This window comes from Alicyclobacillus hesperidum subsp. aegles (genome assembly GCF_027923525.1).
GTDB classification, from domain to species: domain Bacteria; phylum Bacillota; class Bacilli; order Alicyclobacillales; family Alicyclobacillaceae; genus Alicyclobacillus; species Alicyclobacillus aegles.
In genome coordinates, this window is record NZ_BSBJ01000009.1 from 104656 (window position 1) to 125349 (window position 20694).

Sequence of the window (20694 nt, forward strand, 5' to 3'; positions counted from 1 at the left end):
AGCGAAAAATTGTCAAAATATCGAGCGTCCAGTTTGGCACGGTGGATCCCGCGGCGGTCGCGGATCGACTCGTCGAGTTGATGCGGTCAGTACTAAGTTCAGGGATGTCAAATAGGGAGAACCATCCATGACACTGAGATCCGACCATCGTACGACTCGCGTCTGCGCCATCTACGCTCGCGTTTCCGACGAATCGCAGGTACACGGCGATTCACTCGAACATCAGATCGCATATGCACGTGAATATGCGCGTCGGCGGGCGAGTGATGCAGACGAGATATGGTTGGCCCCAGACGAGCTTGTGTATGTCGACGAAGGCATTACGGGGCTGAGTATGGTAAAGCGCCCAGCTGTGTTGCGGCTGCTGGACGATGCCAAGCTTGGCCGCTTTGATGTCTTATTGTGTAAGGGTATCTCTCGCTTTGCACGCGATACTGTGGACGCCTTAACCATGTTGCGTTTATTAATTGCCTGTGGGGTGCGGGTTCTATCTATTGAGGAAAACTTCGACAGCGATCGCGATCGCGCTGAGTTTGTGTTTACCATTCACAGTGCTCTCGCTCAGGCAGAATCGGAAAAGACATCGGTTCGCGTGCGGCTCGGCGCGATGCAAAAGGCTCGCAGTGGCAGATGGAACGGTCGGCCACCTGACGGCTATCGCCTGAACCGCGAGACGCAAAGGCTTGAAGTCGACGATGAAGAAGCGCCTATCATCCGTCAGATCTTCGCGATGTATCGAGCTGGCTTAGGCTGCCGAGCCATCGCGGAACGACTCAATCGGCAAGGCATCGCGACGCCAAATGGGAAACTATGGAGCCAGCGCCGGATTGCCCGTATCTTGCAGAATCCGGTCTATTGCGGCGAGATCGTGTATGGCCGTCGAACGAAGCGTATGCGCTTTCGACGCGGCCAGTTTGGCGTTGTCGAACGCCGAAGCGACTGGGTGCGGGATGAAGCCGAGATCGTCCACGTGTTCGAAGCGCATCCAGCTATTATCGATCGCGAGACGTTTGCGGCGGTCGCACATTGCTTAGAGGAGCGTCGTTTACACCGCGGCCGCGTCGGCAGTGTGCACCTGCTCGTGGGTTTGGCGCGTTGTGTCTGTGGTGGACGGCTCGTGACAAAAGAGAATGGGCGCCATACGCTCTACTATCGCTGTGCCCGCCAGGCGGAGTACGGGCGGTCGGCCTGTAATGCTCCGTATGTGCGCGCGGACGATCTGGAACAGGCCGTTATCCAGCGAGTCAGGGAAGATGTGTTGACGTATTTGCCTCTAAAGGATCGCCTGATTGCGGATAGACCGCTTTATCGACAGGTGACAGAGGTTGAACGATCACGCCTTGTCGCGCAATTTGAGAAGCTATTTGCTGCGTATGCAAGTGGCACCATCTCACTCGAACAGTTTGATCATCTTAACGGCCCCTTGCGCGAGCGGTTGGCCTCATTAGAGGCTGTATCAGAAGGAAGCGACAACTATCAGCAGGAGGCATCGCTCGGCGACTTGATTTTGTCGTGGCTGACTGTTCGACCGTTCGAATCGGAATATACGTCTGTCCAGAGGCGCATTTTAGCCGCACTGGTGCACGAGGTGAGACTGACGTCGTTTGACCCAGACATCTCCGTCTCTATTTGCTATACGTTTTCCGCGTTCTAACAGAGACTCATCGATACCACAGATCAGAGGATGTGTAGTTGGATGATGGCAAGCGGACCACCGATGGCCATCGCTCCGATCGATCAGGTAAGGGCGGTATTGGACTATGCGACCAGCGTGATCGAGCCGGGAAAGATTCTTATGGGCATGTCCCTTTATGGGTATGATTGGCCATTGCCGTATGAGAAAGGGCGTACTCGGGCCAGTGGCGTGTCGAACAATGCTGCCCAGAATTTGGCCATCGCGGAGAAGGCACCTATCATCTGGGATGTAAAATCAGCCTCGCCGTATTTTGAATACATGGTTGCCGGCGTGCAGCATCGCGTGTGGTTCGACGACGCCCAGAGCGCCGCCATTAAGCTAGCGCTGGTGGACGAATACCAGTTGCGTGGCGTCTCTGTGTGGGTGCTTGGCAACGAATTCCCTCAGCTTTGGTACTTACTCAAAGATGGCTACACGATTCGCAAATTTTGATTTACAGTGAGAACGCCCCGACTGGTTCAGCCGGGGCGTTGCAGTGGTTATCGTTACGCGGTCAGTCGAGCAATTGCGACGTAGGTCCGAAGAATTCGAAGCGAATGCGCTCTTCTTCAATGCCCATTGCATGCAAAGTCTTGTAGACGGCGCGCATGTATGGGGTCGGTCCGCAAAAGTAGAATGTTGCATCTGCTGGTGCCAGCCGTTCGATCAAATCGCGATCGACAAATCCGGACTTGGCGAAGTGTGGATGCCGCTCGTCTTCCCCTTGTGGCCGTTCGTACACCACGTGGTAAGAGAAGTTTGGCTGTTTGGCCAGTTCGCGTAACTGCTGATCGAATGCGTGCACGCTGCCTTCGATGGCGGAGTGGATATAGACGATGGGGCGGGTGTCACCGCGCTCTGCCAGGGTCTGTGCCATGCTGATGAGCGGTGTCATGCCCACGCCGCCGCTTAGCAGTACGATAGGTTTATTGTTTGTCGTATCCAATTTGAAATCGCCTGCAGGGGCGCTCACCTGTAACTTGTCACCGGCTTGCACCGTATCATGCAAATAGGTCGACACGATGCCATCCGGCAAGCCGTTTATTCCAGCTTCCCGCTTCACGCTGATCCGATAATACGGTTTGCCAGGCGCATCGGACAGGCTATAATGACGTCGTTGCAGGTATTGTTGCCCAGGCACCTGCACGAGGAAGGTCAAATATTGACCAGGGACATAGCTGGCTATGGCTTTGCCGTCGGCTGGTTCAAGGTAAAACGACGTAATGGCCTCGCTTTCTTTGACCTTGTCGCGCACGATGAACTCGCGGAATCCACGCCATCCGCCTGGTTGTTCGGCCGCTTCGCGGTAGAGTTCTTGTTCCACCGAGATGAATACGTCGGCAATCGCGCCGTACGCCTGTGCCCAGGCGTCCATAATTTCTGGCGTTGCCGCATCGCCCAAAACGTCCTTGATGGCTTTTAACAAGGTTTCGCCGACGATGGGATATTGATCAGGCGTGACACCAAGCGCTCTGTGTTTTTCCGAAATCCGTTGAACGACTGGAAGAATGACGGAAAGGTTGTCGATATGCGCTGCCGCGGCGTACACGGCATTGGCAAGTGCAGTCTGTTGCTTCCCTTGACGCTGGTTCGTTTGGTTAAACAAGTTGAGTAGCTCTGGATGTTCGCTGAACAGAATATGATAGAATCGGCCAGTAATGGCCTCGCCATGTTGTTCTAAAACGGGCACGGTTGAAAGGATAATGGACTTCGTCTCTGTGCTCAGCATTCTGATTCCTCCCATGTCGTTCTCTCTGACGATGTCATTATAAGAGCTTGGGACATTAAAAAATATATATAAAATGCATCTTTGTTTGACGGATGTATGACGAAAGGGGATCTAAAACGTGAACTTGACGCTGTTTACGGATTATTCGTTGCGAACACTCATGTATGCAGCCTCCCTTCCATCAGAAGAACTTGCGAATATCGATGAAATCGCGAAAGTGTACGGGATATCGCGAAATCATTTGACCAAGGCCGTGCACAGGCTTGGTCAACTTGGTTACATTCAGACCATTCGCGGCCGCAACGGTGGGTTTCGGCTCGCCAAACCTGCGACTGAAATTCGCATCGGGGATGTGGTCCGCCAAATGGAAGAAAACCTGCACGTTGTCGAGTGTTTTCAAGCTGAGGCCGGAATATGTATTTTGAATCCGACCTGCAGACTGAAACGCGTTTTACAGAAGGCGATGGAGGCATTTTTAGCTGTGTTGGACGAATATACCTTAGCTGATGTTGTGGGCGATCCGGTGCTGTTGCGGGTGCTTTTCGCTAAGAACAGAACCTCTTGAAACACAATCCACAATGGATTTCAATCGACAAATTGAGGGGCTATTCGCCAAGCCGTCAGGAGATTTTCACGACTTCGACAGCTTTCGTCAGATTCTGCACCCCCGCTGTGATATCGTAGGTCTACACCAATCTTTTGGGGGGCGCCTATCGTGCACAATGAGGATTGGTCACTGCGAGATGACATGATTTGGTGTGTGATTTGTCATCAACTGCGTGACAGCAAACACGCCGAATCTGAAATGCACACCTGCTTTCGGCTCATGCCATCAGGGATGTATCGGTTTGGCGTCTGCTCACTTCACCAAGGTGACGCAGATGAGGACGTCTCTCGCTGATGACTCTGCCGCACTCGCATGATCCACCGTCCGATAACAAGGCCAACGACCATCATCAGGATGGCTCCACAGGCAATCGGAATCATGCCGGAGACGCCATTCGCGGTAAATTGCACCCAGATGTCGACTGGCAGGCTGTACGGATGGTATGCCATTAACATGGTAGCGCCAAACTCCCCCACTGCCCTGGCGAACGTCAATGCGGTTCCCGCTAAAATCGCCTTTCCTGCTAACGGAACATACAATCTCCAAAATTGTGTCAATAAGTCTGCTCCATCCAATATCGCCGCTTCGCGAAGCTCACTCGGTACCTCACGAAATCCTGCCTCCGCAGTGACAATCAGGAATGGCCCGGTGATATACCATTGCGCCAGCACGATTCCCCAAAGCGAATTTGTCAACATCACACCACGCATAGCCGCCCACTGACCAATCCAGGCATAAGGCCCAAACAGGTCGACTAATGCAACGCCGCCGACAATGGGTGGCAGGACGAGTGGCAGCAAGAGAAGCGATTCAAGCAACCACTTTCCAGGAAATCGAGCAATCGCGATCAAAAAGGCTGCCGGTAAACCGAAGCCCAAGGACAGAGCAGTTGCCGTCACCGCGCCGAGAAGCGACGTCGCGACGGCGGCAAGCAGCTCGGGATCCATCCAAGATCTCCACATAGAAGCTGGAGATGTGCCGACAAACAGGTGCGCCATGGGTAGCAACGTGTAAAGAATCGGTACGATTGCGAAAACAATGAGCAAAGTGAGGCGCAGTCCGGTTAACTTCACGAAATCTTCCCCTGAATCGTCGACGAAAGGCTGTGCGGCACGGCTGTTTCATCTCCGCCGACTTCAATTTTGGTCGCCGTAAATCCATCGCGCATGAGCATTGTGTGCCCTTGGCCATCAACCATATAACGGACAAAGGCCACCGCTGCCGACGCATGGGGAGCTCGTTCGGGAACCGTGATGGTAAATAGAATTGGTGCACCGACCACGGGCTTGCCGTGTGTCGGCTGCCACGACACCTGTGCGTAGGTTTTGGCATCCGCCGGATCACCCAAATTGATGGCGTTTGGCAGTGTGATGTATGGGACGTGCCACTCAATGGCCTCGTGTTTATACGCGATCACGGCGTCCATTTGTCCGCTGGTCAACTGCGCAATCAAATCTTCCTCGGGGTAAACCTGTTTTGGGTTTTCGTCGCTTCCGAGCAATGTTTGTTCAAGGTGCGGCTGGTGGTAAAGTTTTTCCGCCAGCTTCATCATTAAAATGGTATCGGCACCCTTCGGATCGAGGTTAGGGTCGGTGCGGCCAAGGCGTAAGCCTGGCGTTGCAAGCACCTTATACCACGGAATCTTATTTTGCGCAGCCGCTTGCAGTTCGGATCGGAATCGGCTATGCGGCGCATATGCGATGACCAATTGATCAGAAGCAAGTGTGAGATACCAGCGGATCGCATTGCCGTTCGAAGGTCCCATTAAATCGTTGGTGTCCACGCTTGGGGAGGCGCTGATAAATACGTCGGGATTGGCGACTTTAGCTGTGATCATGTGAGCCAACTCGGCAGAGCCAGCGCCTTCACCTTGGAAATCGATATGTAGTGCCGCGTTGGCAGCCGGGCGAATCTCGTTCTCCATCACATGTGTCATGGAGCCTGCATACAGCACTGATAAGGGCGTTTGGTGCGTGACACTGGCGGAAGCTGTTTTCGTGTTGGTTTCGTGAGAGGGCGTTGTGCACCCCGTTAGCATGCTGGAAATAAGTAGAGCCCCGATAAGGGATGTGATCGATGTGCGGCATTTGATTTGAGTCATAGACAAATCACTCACTTCCTTTTAGAAGGTTGATAGGCTTCATATATCAATTGACAAAAAGTTGACCTGTATGTGCCACGTCGTACGGCCCAGCAGCGCCCAAATCGGAGCGAAATCGGTCCGACTGCAACACCTCGCATAGACTTTGGACGGCCGGATGCCGTAGATATGAACGAGGGATGAAGAGCATCGTGATTTCGTTGCGGATGGGGATAAATGACACATGATGTAGCGTGCATACACATTCGTGGGCGACACCCACGTCCGCTGCGCCTAGTGCGACTGCTTGCGCGACCTGCCAGTGATCGGCCACCTCGCGATCGTATCCCATCACTTGCTTGGGGTTTAGGCTTTGACGGGCTAGTTCTGTGTCGATAAGCAGTCGTGCACCGGCCCCTATCGGGCGATTGACGATGCGGATCTCCCCGTCGCCAAAATCTCTGCTCACAACCCAGCGCTTTGGGTTCCCGTGGGGGACGATCCAGCCCATACACGCCCGGGCAAGTTCGATTGCAACCACCGGTTCTTCGCACTGTTTCAATAGCCCTGGCAAGTCTTCCAGCGTCCCATGTATAGCCGCAACATGTGTCACACCGGCAGCAAGTTCCGCCAATGACTGGCGATTGGTCGCGTGAAAATGCACGGCTTGGCAGGTGGACGATTGCTTGTTCATCCACCCACAGACCAGCGATAGCGCCGGGTCGCATCCGGATACGAAGAGGGTAGTGAAGCTTTGCGCCGGATCGCCAAGCCATTCGACGCGAGCCTTCTGGATGGACGTTGGCGCGGCCATGGCGCATGCTGGCGTGCCAAATGCCGCATGCTGCAGGGAACGGACAATGGGCTGGCCGCTCACATGCCCGACGACGGTGCGGATTCTGTCGGGCACACGAGCAGGGTCGAGATCCGGAGCAAATAGACGCCATGTCGCTTGTTCGGCCTCCGGTTGCTGAAAAAGTGATTCAACTGTCGTTCCTAACGCCCGAGAGAGCCCCAGTGCAACGTGCGTCAATGGACTCACGCGACCTTGTTCGATAAGCCCCAAAGCCTGTGGTGTAATGCCAACTTGTTGCGCCACTTCAGCACGAGACAATCCGGTGCTTTGTCGCAATTGTTGAACTCGATTGGGATATTTCATCTCCGACCGCCTCGTTCGAAAATATATTTTCATCTTACCTGTATCATCACAATCTGCGCAATTTCATTTTCAATATTGGTTTGTTACATAAACCATCATCGTCTATGCAAAATAGTAATGAAAGCGTTGACATCAAGGGGTTCCTTGGCTATGATTTGGCTGTCACATTTTTTGAAACCGTTTTATGAAACAATTGCAAAGGAGGTGAGTACGCTTGCGAGCGACCATTCGTGACGTTGCGAAGGCTGCGGGTGTTTCAACCGCAACGGTTTCGCGGGTCTTGAACAAACCAGACATGGTTGATCCCGAGACCATGGAGAGGGTTCGCGCAGCCATGGAGCGCATGGCTTATCAGCCGAGTGCCATCGCGCGAGGCTTGTCCGCGAAACGCAGTGATACACTCGGTCTCATTGTTCCCGGCATCACGGATTTCTTCTTTAACGAATTGTACAAGGGTATCGACCGAGCCAGTCAACAGAACGGGATGAAGGTTCTGCTGTACGATTCCGAGCATTCGCGTGAACGAGCGCTGGACGGCTTCTCCATCCTCGGCGGCTATCAGGTTTCTGGGATTATTTTTACCAGCAAACTGGTCACCGAGGATTACGATCCAATACTGCAGCGCGTTGGTATCCCGGTTGTGTTGACACTCACGCAGAGTGAGGCGCGAACACCCTTGCCTTCGTTTCGGATCGACGAAGTGCGCGCAATGTTTGATGTTGTGGCCTACCTAGTTACGCGCGGACACCAGAGGATTGGAATGATCGCTGGCAGGCAGTGGGACGATAAGACGGGCGAACTTCGTTTGGAAGGGTATCGCAAAGGGCTTCGCCATTTTGGAATTGAGTATAACGAGGAACTCGTGGAGTATGGTCAGTACCGATTTGACGACGGATACCAGGCGATGCAACGACTACTAGAAAAGCAGCCGAACTTCCATATGACGGCGCTCTGTACCGCCTCGGATGAAATGGCGCTAGGGGCCATTCGTTGCTTAAATGACAACGGTTTACACGTGCCCGAGGATATCTCTGTCGTGGGTTTCGATGACCTTCCTCTCGCTCGCATGATTACACCGAGGTTAACCACGGTGGCGCAACCGTTTGCCGAGATTGGCGAGGCTGCGGTCAGTTGGTTGGTAAGAGCCGTCGGAAGAGAACCGTCACCGTCCGAAATAGGGGACTATCTGCTACCGCACCGATTGGTGGAACGAGAATCCGTTCGTGCACTAGGATCATGATACAAGGGGGCAAAAGACAAATGAAAGCGCGTACAGGAAATTGGGCAGCCGTCGTAGCCATTGCTTCGACGACTACGGCACTGTTGGCCGGATGCGGCCAAACACAATCCGGGAATACGGCCAACGGTTCTGCAGCCATTGCACCAAAACAAAACACCGTTTCAACAAACGTTGTAGCACCGACACATCTGGTCAATTATAGCCACGCTTCCGGCTCCATTGTTTGGGCAGAGTCGTTTACGACAGGTCCTGTCGCTAAACAATTGGTTGCTGCATTTGAGAAAAAGTATCCAAAAATCAAGGTGACGATGCAGGTACAGCCGTCGAGTACGGACACCAACCGCGCTGATCTGACGGCGACCATCAGCGGTGGGTCATCGACGCCAGACGTCTACATGGGTGACGTGATCTGGCCTGCACAGTTCGCTCATGCACAACTCGCGGCCCCATTGAGTGATTATTTGCCAAAGTCGTTCTGGAATCGCTTCTCCAACGGTTTGGTTCAAGGAGCGACCTACAACGGCAAGGTCTATGCGGCACCGTTGTTCGCAGATACAGCGTTCTTGTACTACCGAAAGGATTTGCTCCAAAAGTACCACTTGCCCGTGCCAACGACTTGGGAACAGGTTAAGTCCGAGGCAGCAACGATTGTCAAGAAGGGTGGAGCGAAGTACGGTTTTGTTTGGCAAGGCGCGGATTACGAAGGATTGACCTGCGACTTCGACGAGTACCTTGCCGATGCAGGTGGCAGCGTGTTGACTAATGGCAAGGCATCCTTAAATACGCCCGCTGCCAATAAAGCATTGAGTTTCATGCGGAGCTTGATCACGTCGGGTGTCACGCCGAAGACCGTCGATACCTTCCAAGAGCCACAGTCCGAGAACGTCTTCACGCAAGGACAGGCCGTCTTCTTGCGCAATTGGTCCTACGCATGGTCCGATTCGCAAAACCCGGCAAGTTCGAAGGTTGTTGGCAAGGTTGGGGTTACGGCGCTGCCTACGTTCGCTGGGCACGGGAGCAGTGGCTATAGCACAGTCGGTGGATGGGATTTGTACCTTAATCCACACACCAAAGATCTCGCTGCCGCACTGCAATTTATCGACTGGATGACGAGTCCGCAAGCACAGGAAATCCTTGCGGCCAACTCGGAGATGCCAACCATCAAGGCAGTGGCGAACAGTCCTACTTTGAAGAAATACAGTCCGGTCTTCGCTCTGTTGCCGAAGGTGAAGTTTGTATCGCGTCCGTCGCAAACGCCGCAGTATCCGAGTGTTTCGAAGGCGATTTACGACAATGTTAACGAGGCTCTGGCTGGCAGCGTCAGCGTCAGCACGGCTCTGAAGAACGCGAATTCGCAAATTAACAGCGCGCAATCGGGGTCTGGTTCGGGTGGACTTTAATGTGGGTAAGGGGCTCCGAGTAACCCTTGGAGCCCGTCCCGCTCTCACCATGAGTTAGGGAGGTTGACAAGGATGGCCATGGAAGCCGCGAGTACAAGTAAGAAGGAGCGGCGCAGCGGGATTTTACAGCGTACAGATGTTCGTGCCGGATGGGGGTTGCTGACGCCCGCTGGCATTGTCATACTGGCTGTTACGATTTTCCCAATCATATATTCATTATTCATGAGTTTTAACAACATCCAGTTGACGACAAACGGCTTCCAGTTCACGTTTACGGGATTGCAGAATTACAAGGATGTATACTCCGCGCCACTATTCTGGCACAGCGTAGGTTTCACGATTTACTACTCGGTGATTACGGTTGCCGTGGAGCTGTTTTTCGGTCTGCTCATCGCCTTGGCGATTCAAAACGTCGAACGGCTGAAGAGCATCTCGATTATTGTCATGCTGATACCTTGGGCTTTAATTACGGTGATTTCGGCTCAGATGTGGGGCTACATCTATAACGGTGTCTATGGTGTCTTAAACGCAATTCTACAGGGATTGCACATCATTCATACACAGGTTAATTGGCTTGGACAACCGTTCACTGCCGTTGTTTCACTTATGATTGCTGATATTTGGAAGACAACGCCGTTTGTAGTTATCATCCTTTTAAGTGGTCTACAAATGATCCCGAAGGATTACTACGAAGCGGCTTTAATTGATGGAGCAAACGCTTGGCAGTCGTTTTGGAATGTCACATTTCCGCAGTTGCGCGGCAGCATAGCACTCGCTGGTTTGTTCCGCATCCTGCAGGCATTCGGCATCTTCGACCTGCCGTTCGTCCTAACGCAAGGTGGGCCAGGTACGACAACGACATCGCTCGCGATGCTCGGGGAAGAAACCTTGTTTACCAATCTACACTTTGGCCTAGGCGCTGCGGTAGCTATTAGTACAGTCATTCTCATTCTCGGCGCTTGCTTGATCTTCTTGTCTGCGTTCCGCGGCATGGTAGGGGAGGAAGCACAATGACCAAGCCATTGTCGAAGCGAATCCTTGGTTACGTGGTACTCATTGCATTTTTGATTGCGATTCTCCTGCCCTTTTATTGGATGTTTGTTTCATCGTTCGAACCCAATACCGACATTAGTTCGTATCCGCCGGCATATTTTCCTAAGCACTGGACTTTTCAACACTATGCTGAGGCGTTTGGCCAGTTTCATTTTGGCCGGTATATCTTAAACAGCGTGATTGTCGCTGTCGTCTCGACATTTATCGTATTGGCCTTTAGTTCGATGGCAGGATTTGCGATCGCGCGCTTACCCGTGAGCGGCAAGCGGCCAATGTTGATTTTTTTGTTGATTATCTCGGTCTTTCCACCGTTGGTTGTCATTACACCTCTATACATGCTTCTGCGAGATGTGGGTTGGTTGGACAGCTATCAAGCGCTGATCATCCCGTACACAGCGTTTAATTTGCCGTTTGCAATCTGGATTTTGCGAAATTACTTTTTGCAAGTTCCAGGTGCGCTGTTTGAAGCGGCCAAGATCGACGGTTCGTCCGTGTTCACGGCCTTTTGGCGGATTTTCTTGCCGCTTACAACGCCAGGGCTGTTCACAGCCGCAGTCTTTACGTTCGTCGCCTGTTGGACGGAGTTTTTCATGGCCCTCGTATTCAATCCATCGAATACGATGCGGACCATTCCAGTGGGCATCGCGCTGTTTAGTGGGCAGTACACGGTTCCCTACGGAACGATTTTCGCCGGATCGGTCGTTTCCATCGTCCCTATTGTATTGCTCGTTATTATCTTCCGGAAATGGATTGTTTCTGGTTTGACGCAGGGTGCTGTGAAAGGGTAATGTCCGAATCAGCAGGTGAGCGGCGCAAGGAGGAACGATAAGCGATTGGACGTACTGGCATTAGGCGAATTGTTGATCGACTTTCGTGTATCGCTAGTGGCGGAGGGTGCGCCTCAGATGGTTGGATCGGCTGGAGGGGCACCCGCCAATGTCTTGGCGACCGTTTGTCGCTTGGGCGGTACCGGACAACTCATAGCTAAGGTGGGCAGGGATCCGTTCGGTGATTATCTGGAACGCTCTGTGCAGGCGTTTGGCATCGATACCACGTCGCTTCTGCGCGATCCCGCCCGCACGACCCTGGCATTTGTGCAGCTCGCAGCGGACGGAGAACGGTCATTTTCCTTTGAGCGCAGTCCTGGTGCAGACACACAGCTACAGGCCAAAGAGTTGGATCCCACCTGGTTTGAGCAGGCTCGCGTCTTTCATTTTGGTTCCCTTTCTCTCACGGACAATCCCTCGTACGATGCGACTTTTGCCGCCATGGAACTGGCGAAGGCGGCTGGTTGTGTCATCTCGTTTGACCCAAACCTGCGGCCGCCGCTGTGGAGAGATTTAGAAGAAGCGCGATCGCGCATACAAACGGCGATAGCAGCGGCAGACCTCGTGAAAATCTCCGATGATGAAGTGCTTTTTCTCACGGGTGAGGATAACGTGGATGCGGGCATGAATCAGCTTCGCTCGGCGTTTCCCGCGGTTCGGTTTGCGGTGACCTGCGGACCGCAGGGAGCTATCGTCGACACGGACAGCGGTCGCGTCCGCATTCCTTCTTTACCTGTGGCCGCGGTAGACACAACAGCCGCTGGCGATGCATTTTTGGGAGCTCTTTTGTATCGCGTAACGCGCAATGCCAAGGCTTTGTTGCAGGTGATACGGGACGACGAGCTGTTTGTCGACGCCGTGACATTTGCGACGGTAGCAGGAGCGCTCACGACGACAAAGCAGGGAGCGATGGATGCTCTGCCAACCCTTCCCGAAATCTTGGTACACCTGCCTGCTTGACAGTGTTTGTGGACGGAGGGTATAAAGAAGCAAAATGTTTGGACGGTTTCGCGGCTGTTTGTATGTTGCTTTAGGCATCGTCAGTCGCAACCGGAGCGATTGTTGTGGCAGGAGTCGGGGAGGACATAGGAGATGCAAATTCAAATCGGATTGTTGGGATGTGGGACGGTTGGTGCAGGCGTCGTTTCGCTTGTGCGGCGCCGTGCAGATAGAGTTGCCGATATGACGGGTCTGCGGCCGGTCGTGAAGACTATTCTCGTGCGCGACACGCAAAAAGATCGCGGTGTTTCTTTCATCGACGAACAGTTGACCACTTCGCCGGAGGATATTCTGGCGGACGATGACATTCAAATTGTCGTGGAGACCATTGGCGGGATCGAACCAGCAAAGACGTATATTTTGGAGGCCTTGTCGCGGGGGAAACACGTTGTGACGGCCAACAAGGATCTCATCGCCTTGCACGGACCTGAAATTCTGCAGACTGCGGCTGCAAATGGCGTAAGCGTGCTCTTTGAGGCTGCGGTCGGTGGCGCCATTCCACTCGTCGGGCCGCTGAAGGAAAACCTGACGGCTAACGAAGTTACGGATTTAAAAGGGATTATCAACGGCACCACAAACTTCATTTTAACCCAAATGACGACGCGCCACATCGATTTCGCCGAAGCTCTGCAGATGGCGCAGGACTTGGGCTATGCTGAGGCAGACCCTTCAAGTGACGTCGACGGCCTCGATGCGGCACGTAAATTGGTGATCCTCGCCTCCATTGCTTTCCATACGGAAGTCCATCTCAGTGACGTGCGCGTGGAGGGCATTCGCCACATTACGGCAACTGATGTGCGCTATGCGGACGAAGCAGGTTATGTCATCAAGCTTTTAGCCGTCGGGCGCGATCGCGATGGGGAACTGACGTTAGCCGTGCGCCCGACGCTCATTCCGAAGAACCATCCTCTGGCGCATGTGTCGGATGCCTACAACGCTCTTTTTGTGCGTGGAGATGCGGCAGGCGATCTGATGTTCTTTGGACGTGGTGCTGGGCGGATGCCGACCGCGAGTGCGGTTGTCGGTGATATCATTGCGCTTGTCCGTAACTTAAAGCTCGGCTTTGTGGCCAGTTCACCGAACGGTTCTGCGGGTGAGCGCAAGCCTGTGGTCGAGCGAGAGGACGATGTTTACAAATATTACTTCCGCTTAACCGCGGCGGATCAACCCGGTGTGTTTGCGCAAGTAGCTCACTTGTTTGGCGAATACCGTGCAAGCATGGAGACTGTGCTGCAGAAACGAGTCGAAGGAGACCGCGCGGAAATTGTGATTGTTACACACGACATATCCTCGCGGTTGGCTCGGGAAATTGCTGTTCAACTGTCTCGGTCGCCGCAGTTGGCAGTTGAAGCTGTGATGCCGGTCGAGCCGGTGGCAGAGTGAAGAAAAGTGGACAAGGGCGGGCAGTGGGCCCGCCTTTGTTATGGGCTCAGTAGGCTTATGGCAAGTGAAAGCACGGAAATCGAGTAATGGGTTCGCCTATGATATGGGTTCGGTTGCGAGTTATCTTCTTGCTCTGCGAATTTTTTAGCCAGTCCCGGAAACGTTGATATGGCGGCTTTTTACGTTGCCCATTCTCCTTTTGCAAGCGGTTTCACGGCGTTCCTCGGGCTCTCCCCTAATTGACAGGGCTCCATACCCGTACTAAAATGACCAGCAAGTCGTCTGATTCTTGTCAAAACGAAGCATTTCAATGCATTAGCACAAGGTTAGCGGCGTTTTGACGGAATATTGTTTGAAAATTCAATTCAAAATAGAAACTCGCTGACAACAGCGAAAGAGGGGCGTTGTACTTGGGATCTCAAATTTTTCTGGACGGTGCTTTCGTAAGCCGGGACGACGCCAAGGTTTCCGTATTTGACCATGGCTTGCTTTACGGAGATGGAATCTTTGAAGGCATTCGTTCGTACGACGGAAATGTATTTCGATTACAACAACATATTCGCCGGCTGTATGATTCGGCGAAGTCCATTGCACTCGAGATCCCTTATACACAGGAAGAGATGACAGATCTCGTTTGTGAAACGTTGCGTCGAAATGAATTGTCGTCCGCGTACATTCGCCTGGTAGTTACCCGTGGGAGCGGAGATTTGGGTTTAAGCCCCACCAACTGCCACGGAGCGCGCGTATTTATCATCGCTGAGCAACTTGCCATGTTTTCGGCAGCCTTGTATGAACAAGGCATTCATGCCGTTACTGCGGCTACTCGCCGGAACCGTAGTGATTCGCTCAACCCGAAAATTAAATCTCTTAACTACCTCAACAACATTCTCATCAAGATGGAGGCGTTAAACGCCGGCGCCAGTGAAGCGATTGTGTTAAATTCCGAGGGCTATGTGGTCGAAGGCTCAGGGGAAAACATTTTTGTTGTCCGCGACGGCGTGCTGACGACGCCTCCAGCTTATCTCGGGGCACTGGAAGGCATTACGCGACAGGCTGTTATCGAATTGGCCGGCGAACTTGGCTATGTTGTCAAACAGGAGCCGTTCACGCAGCACGATGTCTACGTTGCCGATGAAGTCTTCTTGACTGGCACCGCTGCCGAGATTGTCCCTGTGATCAGCGTCGATCGCAGGACCATTGGCAATGGGGCGCCGGGGTCCATCACGAAGCGAATTCACGAGGCCTTTACCCAAATCGTGCGGACTGATGGCGTCCGCATCTAAACACAGGTTTTGTTTGGCTTGCGGCAAAGAAATATCGCACCGCTCTTTGTTGCGGCGGTGCGATATTTTCCAAATAAAATAGTTTGTATATAATGAAATTTCGCTAGATATAGAATTGCAGGGAGTGGCAAAATCATGCGAAGCGACATGATCAAAAAGGGCGTCGATAGGGCGCCTCACCGCAGTTTGCTGTATGCAACTGGAGTTCGTCCGACGGATCTACCCAAACCGTTTATTGGCGTCTGTAACTCCTATGTCGATATCGTCCCGGGTCACGTCCATCTGAAAGAATTCGCCGAAGTGGTCAAAGACGCAATTCGTCAGGCAGGCGGAATTCCATTTGAATTCAATACCATTGGCGTCGACGATGGGATTGCCATGGGACACATTGGTATGCGGTACTCCCTCGCAAGCCGCGAACTGATTGCCGACTCGGCAGAGACGATGATTAATGCACATTGGTTTGACGGTGTCTTTTATATTCCGAACTGCGACAAAATTACGCCCGGTATGCTGATGGCCGCCGTGCGCACGAACGTTCCAGCCGTCTTTGTCTCAGGCGGGCCGATGGAAGCTGGCAAGTCGCGAACAGGTCAAACATTGTCGTTAAGTTCCGTGTTTGAAGGAGTCGGGCGCTATCAAAGCGGCGCCATTTCCGAGAGCGAACTGCTGGATCTCGAGCAAAATGCGTGTCCGACCTGCGGGTCGTGTTCTGGAATGTTCACCGCGAATTCGATGAACTGCATTATGGAGATGCTCGGCATAGCCCTTCCCGGCAATGGGACGCTTGTTGCCACATCGAAAGAGCGGCATGAATTGATCTACGAAGCCGCAAAACACCTCATTCGCATGGTTCAGGAAGATATCCGTCCGCGCGATATCATCACCCGTGAAGCCATCGACGACGCGTTCGCGCTTGACATGGCGATGGGCGGGTCCACGAATACAGTACTTCACCTGATGGCGATTGCACACGAGGCCGGGATCGACTATTCCCTTGCCGACATCAATGAAATTGCAAAGCGCGTGCCATACCTTGCGAAAATTAGTCCAGCCTCGGAATACAGTATGCAGGACGTGCATCGAGCTGGCGGTGTCTCGGCGATCATCCGTGAACTGTGTGAACACACCGATGCGGTGCATCGAGATCGTCTGACCATTTCCGGGAAGACGCTGTACGAATCGGTACAGAATGCACACATTGTCGACGAGAAGGTCATTCACCCGGCGAGCGACCCGTACAGCAAAGAGGGCGGACTCTCCATTTTCTACGGAAATTTAGCACCGGACGGGGCGGTCCTCAAAGTAGGTGCGGTCGATCCAGACATCACTCGTTTTGTCGGGAAGGCTATTGTCTTCAATTCGCAAGATGAAGCCTTGGCTGGCATCAATGAGGGTCGCGTACAACCCGGGCACGTGGTGGTCATTCGCTACGAAGGGCCAAAAGGCGGACCCGGTATGCCTGAGATGCTCGCACCTACGTCGTCTATTGTCGGACGTGGATTGGGCCGCGACGTGGCGCTCATTACGGACGGGCGGTTTTCCGGCGCGACGCGTGGGATTTGCGTCGGCCACATTTCGCCAGAGGCAGGGGTTGGAGGACCCATTGCTTTGGTAGAGGATGGCGACGAGATTGTCATCGATCTGGCCAACCGCTCCATTCAGCTCAATGTCTCGAATGAAGATTTGGAGCGGCGCAGGGAGTCGTATCAGCCACCGGAGAAGGAAAGGCTGACAGGCTACCTTGCAAGATATGCCCATCTTGTCACTTCCGCCAACACCGGTGCAGTTTTGAAAGTCTGAAGAGGATGACAACTATTATTTTTCGATACAAAGAGAGGAGGCAAAACGATGCCAGGTATGTCAAAGCCTGCGGATGAAATGAAGCGTCCGATGGGAGAGGCGAATCACAGGACGGATGGCGCGATGTTGTTGAAGGGGGCTGACATGGTCGTAGAGGCCTTGCGACGAGAGCGCGTGGACGTCATTTTTGGCTACCCGGGTGGCGCCGTTCTGCCTCTTTACGACGCGTTGTACGAGTGTGGCATTCGCCACGTGCTGACGCGGCACGAGCAGGGTGCCATTCATGCAGCAGAAGGATACGCACGCGTAACTGGTCGGCCGGGCGTCGTGATCGCGACCTCAGGGCCTGGGGCAACCAATCTCGTCACAGGTCTGGCTGACGCGATGATGGACAGTATCCCCATCGTGGCGATCACGGGACAAGTGGCGAAGACGGTGATTGGTACAGATGCCTTTCAGGAGACATCCATCATCGGCATCAGCACACCCATCACTAAACACAACTATCAAATTCGGCATGCATCGGAAATTCCCAAAGTCTTCAAAGAGGCGTTTCACATTGCGAACTCAGGACGAAAAGGGCCGGTTTTAATCGATATTCCGAAGGATGTAGCTGGGGAGACTGCACTGTTTTCATACGACGATCCGCTGCAACTACCGGGTTATCAGCCGACGGTCATCCCGCATCAGCTTCAAATTCGCAAGTTGATGTCTGGGTTGTCGCGTGCCAAGAAGCCTGTGATCCTTGCCGGCGCAGGAATTTTGCACGCGGGCGCGAGTGCAGAACTTGTGGCTTTCGCCGAGCGGCACCGACTTCCTGTTGTCCATACTTTGCTGGGATTAGGCGGATTCCCGGCGAGCCACCCACTTTTTCTTGGAATGGGCGGCATGCACGGCAGTGCGGCGGCCAACAAGGCGTTACATGAAACAGACTTTTTAATCAATTTGGGGGCTCGCTTTGACGACCGCTTGACAGGCAAACTCGAGTTTTTTGCTCCCCACGCCACGGTCGCGCACGTCGATATCGATCCGGCGGAAATCGGCAAGAACGTCAGCACGCAGATTCCCGTCGTCGGAGATGTGCGAGAAGCGTTGCTGATGATGTTGGCTACGGATGTGGAGTCGCCCCACGCGGATGCATGGATGAACGAATTGCTCGCGACCAAGGAACAGTTTCCCTACTGGTATGTGCAGGAAGGTGCTGGTATTAAACCCCAGCGCCTGATTGCCGAGATCGCGCGGCTAACCGCAGGTAACGCGGTTGTGATCACAGATGTAGGCCAACACCAGATGTGGACAGCGCAGTTTTTCCCGTTTGAAGTACCGGATCGCTGGGTGACGTCTGGAGGCCTGGGCACGATGGGGTTTGGTTTACCCGCTGCAATTGGTGCGTATTTCGGCAAGCCAGAGCAACAAGTCGTCGCTATTCTGGGCGATGCGGGCTTCCAGATGACTCAGCAGGAATTGGCTGTCATCGGCGAGATGGAACTGCCAATTAAAGTTGTAATAGTTAACAATGGTGCACTTGGTATGGTCCGCCAATGGCAGGAATTGTTCCATGGCGAACGATACTCGGCATCGCTGCTCGAATGGCAACCTGATTTTATCAAGTTGGCCGAGGCGTATCGCATCCCTGCCACGCGCGTGCAGGAGGACGATGCTTTAACTGATGCTCTAGCAGCGTTTTTAGCGGCTCCTGGACCTGGGTTTCTCGAATGTGTGGTCGAGCCGCGAGAGAACGTGTTCCCGATGGTGGCACCTGGCACCGGAATTCATCAAATGGTGGGGGTGAAGCCATGACACCGGTGCTATCTGTACTCGTGCATAACAAACCGGGCGTATTGAATCGCATCACAGCCTTGTTCATGCGCAAAGGATTCAACATTCAGAGCCTCACGGTGTGCATCACGGAGAGTCCTGACGTCTCCCGCATGACCTTGGTGATGAGCGAGATGGACGAAGCGGCGCTCGAGCAGGTCATGAAGCAGTTGCATAAGCAGATTGATGTTTTGAAGGTAACCGATTTGACCGAGGCGCCGATGGTGTCGAGGGAGTTGGCGTTGATACAGGTCAACAGTCCGATTGCGCAAAGAGCTATTATCACGTCGCTTATCGATCCGTTCCGGGCGAGCATCGTCGACGTTGGCAGGGACACGGTAACCGTCCAAGTCACAGGCGACGCGGAGAAAATTGAGGCATTGATCAGTTTGTTGCGCCCGTATGGCATTCGCGAACTGGCGCGAACGGGATTGACGGCGCTGCCTCGAGAAGCTAGTGCTGTGAGTGAACTGAGACGGCTTAATGAAAGCCAGGTACTTCCCATTTAACAAGGCGGCCGACGGGCTGTGGGAGCCTGTCGGCACGCTGTCTCATCCACTGAAGGGCCATTCAAAAGTCAAAATGAGGAGTGTCGACCATGACAAAAGTGTATTATGACGCGGATATTTCCATTCAAGCATTGACCCATAAACGAATTGCCATCATTGGCTATGGCTCACAAGGGCATGCTCATGCGCAAAATTTGCGCGACAGTGGTTTTGACGTCATTGTTGGGCTGCGTCCAGGGGCGTCCTGGCAGCGTGCTGAGGCCGATGGGTTTACGGTTTTGCCAGTCGGCGAAGCGGTTGAAGAAGCCGATGTCCTCATGATTCTTTTGCCAGACGAACGGCAAGTCGCCGTTTACGAGTCGGAGATTCGTCCTTATTTGCACGCGGGGAAGGCTTTGGCGTTTGCACACGGTTTTAACATCCACTTTTCGCAGATCCAACCTCCTGCAGATGTGGACGTGTTTATGGTCGCTCCGAAGGGACCAGGGCATCTGGTTCGCCGCGTATACGAGGCCGGAGGTGGCGTTCCGGCGTTGATTGCCGTGCATCAGAATGCGAGTGGGCAAGCACAAGAATTGGCATTGGCATATGCTCGTGGCATTGGTGCTGGTCGAGCAGGCGTACTTACGACGACGTTCCGAGAAGAGACGGAGACAGATCTTTTTGGCGAGCAGGCTGTATTGTGCGGCGGTCTTTCGGCATTGATCAAAGCTGGTTTCGAAACTTTGGTAGAAGCCGGATATCAACCTGAGATTGCGTATTTTGAATGTCTGCATGAAATGAAATTGATCGTCGACCTCATTTACGAGGGTGGCCTCGAATATATGCGTTACTCGATTTCCGACACTGCGCAATGGGGGGACTTCACCTCTGGACCGCGCGTGGTCACCGCAGAGACGAAGGCGGAAATGAAACGAATCCTGGCAGATATCCAAAGCGGAACCTTTGCCAAAGGGTGGATTTTGGAAAATCAAGCGAATCGTCCGATGTTTAATGCCATCAATCGACGTGAACAGGAGCATCCCATCGAAGTGGTTGGCCGTGAGTTGCGTGCGATGATGCCGTTTATCAAGTCGAAAAAGGCAGAAGACGCATCAGCTCCTGCTTCTGCGGCGCGAATTTGAGGACT

At 53.4% G+C, this 20694-nt stretch carries 18 protein-coding genes; 14 read left to right on the forward strand and 4 right to left on the reverse strand.

Annotation, left to right across the window (positions count from 1 at the left end; all coding sequences use genetic code 11):
- Window positions 1–127 precede the first annotated feature (127 nt).
- Complete coding sequence (locus QMF38_RS07570; protein ID WP_281759076.1) at window positions 128–1654, forward strand: recombinase family protein; 1527 nt, start codon at window positions 128–130, stop codon at window positions 1652–1654.
- A gap of 42 nt (window positions 1655–1696) precedes the next feature.
- A complete protein-coding gene (locus QMF38_RS07575; protein WP_281759077.1) occupies window positions 1697–2128 on the forward strand; it encodes a glycosyl hydrolase family 18 protein in 432 nt (143 codons plus the stop codon).
- A gap of 61 nt (window positions 2129–2189) precedes the next feature.
- On the opposite strand, the gene hmpA is transcribed toward QMF38_RS07575, so the two are convergent.
- Window positions 2190–3404, reverse strand: coding sequence for an NO-inducible flavohemoprotein (gene hmpA / locus QMF38_RS07580; protein ID WP_157057155.1), 1215 nt, complete (start codon window positions 3402–3404; stop codon window positions 2190–2192).
- Between the two features lie 118 nt (window positions 3405–3522).
- Between hmpA and QMF38_RS07585 the strand changes: the two genes are divergently transcribed.
- Complete coding sequence (locus tag QMF38_RS07585; protein ID WP_058093754.1) at window positions 3523–3969, forward strand: Rrf2 family transcriptional regulator; 447 nt, start codon at window positions 3523–3525, stop codon at window positions 3967–3969.
- A gap of 299 nt (window positions 3970–4268) precedes the next feature.
- Here QMF38_RS07585 and QMF38_RS07590 read toward each other — a convergent pair whose 3' ends face one another.
- The 3 genes from QMF38_RS07590 to QMF38_RS07600 are packed head-to-tail and all read right to left on the reverse strand — an operon-like array spanning window position 4269 to window position 7250.
- Window positions 4269–5084 (reverse strand): ABC transporter permease, encoded by an 816-nt coding sequence (locus tag QMF38_RS07590; RefSeq protein ID WP_281759078.1) that lies wholly within the window; start codon window positions 5082–5084, stop codon window positions 4269–4271.
- Window positions 5081–6112 carry an extracellular solute-binding protein gene (locus QMF38_RS07595; protein ID WP_281759079.1) on the reverse strand — a complete coding sequence of 344 codons (1032 nt, stop codon included), beginning with the start codon at window positions 6110–6112 and terminating at the stop codon, window positions 5081–5083. Before QMF38_RS07595 ends, QMF38_RS07590 begins: the two co-directional genes overlap by 4 nt.
- Before the next feature lie 46 nt (window positions 6113–6158).
- On the reverse strand, window positions 6159–7250 hold the full coding sequence (locus tag QMF38_RS07600) for a substrate-binding domain-containing protein (RefSeq protein ID WP_281759080.1): 1092 nt from the start codon (window positions 7248–7250) through the stop codon (window positions 6159–6161).
- Between the two features lie 214 nt (window positions 7251–7464).
- Here QMF38_RS07600 and QMF38_RS07605 point away from each other — a divergent pair, with 214 nt between their 5' ends.
- The 11 genes from QMF38_RS07605 to ilvC all read left to right on the forward strand — a co-directional run bounded on the left by QMF38_RS07605 (window position 7465) and on the right by ilvC (window position 20689).
- Window positions 7465–8490 carry a LacI family DNA-binding transcriptional regulator gene (locus QMF38_RS07605; protein ID WP_058093751.1) on the forward strand — a complete coding sequence of 342 codons (1026 nt, stop codon included), beginning with the start codon at window positions 7465–7467 and terminating at the stop codon, window positions 8488–8490.
- Window positions 8491–8510: 20 nt separating this feature from the next.
- On the forward strand, window positions 8511–9890 hold the full coding sequence (locus QMF38_RS07610; protein WP_281759081.1) for an ABC transporter substrate-binding protein: 1380 nt from the start codon (window positions 8511–8513) through the stop codon (window positions 9888–9890).
- 72 nt (window positions 9891–9962) lie between these two features.
- On the forward strand, window positions 9963–10904 hold the full coding sequence (locus tag QMF38_RS07615; RefSeq protein WP_281759082.1) for a carbohydrate ABC transporter permease: 942 nt from the start codon (window positions 9963–9965) through the stop codon (window positions 10902–10904).
- Complete coding sequence (locus QMF38_RS07620; RefSeq protein WP_281759083.1) at window positions 10901–11731, forward strand: carbohydrate ABC transporter permease; 831 nt, start codon at window positions 10901–10903, stop codon at window positions 11729–11731. The genes QMF38_RS07615 and QMF38_RS07620 overlap by 4 nt, the downstream gene beginning before the upstream one ends.
- A 45-nt stretch (window positions 11732–11776) precedes the next feature.
- A complete protein-coding gene (locus QMF38_RS07625; RefSeq protein ID WP_281759084.1) occupies window positions 11777–12730 on the forward strand; it encodes a carbohydrate kinase family protein in 954 nt (317 codons plus the stop codon).
- Window positions 12731–12862: 132 nt separating this feature from the next.
- Window positions 12863–14152, forward strand: a complete 1290-nt coding sequence (locus QMF38_RS07630) for a homoserine dehydrogenase (RefSeq protein ID WP_281759085.1) — start codon at window positions 12863–12865, stop codon at window positions 14150–14152.
- Window positions 14153–14562: 410 nt separating this feature from the next.
- Entirely contained in the window at window positions 14563–15435 is an 873-nt protein-coding gene (gene ilvE / locus QMF38_RS07635) for a branched-chain-amino-acid transaminase (RefSeq protein ID WP_074691244.1), read from the forward strand.
- Between the two features lie 135 nt (window positions 15436–15570).
- Complete coding sequence (gene ilvD / locus QMF38_RS07640) at window positions 15571–17238, forward strand: dihydroxy-acid dehydratase (protein ID WP_281759086.1); 1668 nt, start codon at window positions 15571–15573, stop codon at window positions 17236–17238.
- 57 nt (window positions 17239–17295) lie between these two features.
- Window positions 17296–19038, forward strand: a complete 1743-nt coding sequence (gene ilvB, locus QMF38_RS07645) for a biosynthetic-type acetolactate synthase large subunit (protein WP_390854290.1) — start codon at window positions 17296–17298, stop codon at window positions 19036–19038.
- The gene (gene ilvN / locus QMF38_RS07650) at window positions 19035–19565 is read left to right on the forward strand and encodes an acetolactate synthase small subunit (protein WP_281759087.1); all 531 of its coding nucleotides are present in this window, start codon (window positions 19035–19037) and stop codon (window positions 19563–19565) included. The genes ilvB and ilvN overlap by 4 nt, the downstream gene beginning before the upstream one ends.
- Window positions 19566–19654: 89 nt before the next feature.
- Window positions 19655–20689, forward strand: a complete 1035-nt coding sequence (gene ilvC / locus QMF38_RS07655; protein ID WP_058093742.1) for a ketol-acid reductoisomerase — start codon at window positions 19655–19657, stop codon at window positions 20687–20689.
- The last annotated feature ends 5 nt before the right edge of the window (window positions 20690–20694 follow it).

Excerpts from the sequence above, each read along its gene's own strand:
- QMF38_RS07570 (WP_281759076.1), top strand. The coding sequence starts at position 128 with ATGACACTGAGATCCGACCATCGTACGACTCGCGTCTGCGCCATCTAC.
- QMF38_RS07575 (WP_281759077.1), top strand. The coding sequence starts at position 1,697 with ATGATGGCAAGCGGACCACCGATGGCCATCGCTCCGATCGATCAGGTA.
- hmpA (WP_157057155.1), bottom strand. The coding sequence starts at position 3,404 with ATGCTGAGCACAGAGACGAAGTCCATTATCCTTTCAACCGTGCCCGTT.
- QMF38_RS07595 (WP_281759079.1), bottom strand. The coding sequence starts at position 6,112 with ATGACTCAAATCAAATGCCGCACATCGATCACATCCCTTATCGGGGCT.
- QMF38_RS07600 (WP_281759080.1), bottom strand. The coding sequence starts at position 7,250 with ATGAAATATCCCAATCGAGTTCAACAATTGCGACAAAGCACCGGATTG.
- QMF38_RS07610 (WP_281759081.1), top strand. The coding sequence starts at position 8,511 with ATGAAAGCGCGTACAGGAAATTGGGCAGCCGTCGTAGCCATTGCTTCG.
- QMF38_RS07615 (WP_281759082.1), top strand. The coding sequence starts at position 9,963 with ATGGCCATGGAAGCCGCGAGTACAAGTAAGAAGGAGCGGCGCAGCGGG.
- QMF38_RS07620 (WP_281759083.1), top strand. The coding sequence starts at position 10,901 with ATGACCAAGCCATTGTCGAAGCGAATCCTTGGTTACGTGGTACTCATT.
- QMF38_RS07630 (WP_281759085.1), top strand. The coding sequence starts at position 12,863 with ATGCAAATTCAAATCGGATTGTTGGGATGTGGGACGGTTGGTGCAGGC.
- ilvD (WP_281759086.1), top strand. The coding sequence starts at position 15,571 with ATGCGAAGCGACATGATCAAAAAGGGCGTCGATAGGGCGCCTCACCGC.
- ilvB (WP_390854290.1), top strand. The coding sequence starts at position 17,296 with ATGTCAAAGCCTGCGGATGAAATGAAGCGTCCGATGGGAGAGGCGAAT.
- ilvN (WP_281759087.1), top strand. The coding sequence starts at position 19,035 with ATGACACCGGTGCTATCTGTACTCGTGCATAACAAACCGGGCGTATTG.
- ilvC (WP_058093742.1), top strand. The coding sequence starts at position 19,655 with ATGACAAAAGTGTATTATGACGCGGATATTTCCATTCAAGCATTGACC.